Below are 644 nucleotides of genomic sequence, written 5' to 3'. Positions count from 1 at the left end.
GTCGATCTGGCTGCGTCTTGGCTTACTTGGTAGTGGAAGAAAGGGTTTGCCAGTTTGCCGCCAACTCATAGCGCTGCCCTTCAATGCGCCGATGGGTGGATGGCGTCGACCAGGCGCCGCTTGCGCAGCATCCGCCTCTCCCAGAAACCGATGGCGAGCATGACGGCCGTCGTCAGCCAGCCCATGGCCAGAAGATCGACGGAGAACGCAACCGGGACCAGAAGCACAAGCGCTACCACTCCCACGACATGGGACGCGGGCACGACGCCATAGACGACCTTCTTGTAGACAGCGCTGCCGAGCAAATAAATCGCCGGACCGGCGGAGAGAGCTAGCGCATAAGCCGTTTTCAGCGGATCATGCGGATGCGCCAGCACCAGATCGTTGCCCACCGCCGTCGCGATGATGCCCGCGACCAGAATGGCGTGGACATAATGGAAATAAGCCCCGATCCGGCCCGGATCGTCGGAATGGGTGATCGTGTCGGTCGCATCCTTGCTCGACGTCCCGAAATACAGCCACCACATGGCAAGCGTGCCGAGAAACGTCGCCAGCAGCGCCGACAGGATAGCCGTGTCCCATGTCTCGGCATTGGCCAGCGTTGCACCGGTCGCGAGAAGCGTTTCGCCAAGCGCGACGATGAC

General features: G+C 61.6%; 1 protein-coding gene. It reads right to left on the bottom strand.

The window, feature by feature from the left end; genetic code table 11:
* Positions 1-80: 80 nt before the first annotated feature.
* The coding region (locus KVS69_RS18580; protein WP_217539457.1) for a low temperature requirement protein A at positions 81-644 on the bottom strand (564 nt) is incomplete at its 5' end.

It is taken from the genome of Stenotrophomonas sp. GbtcB23 (genome assembly GCF_019091045.1).
Taxonomy (GTDB): domain Bacteria; phylum Pseudomonadota; class Gammaproteobacteria; order Xanthomonadales; family Xanthomonadaceae; genus Stenotrophomonas; species Stenotrophomonas rhizophila_A.
The sequence above is the reverse complement of the archived record's forward strand: the minus strand, read 5'-3'. Positions and strand labels throughout refer to the sequence as shown.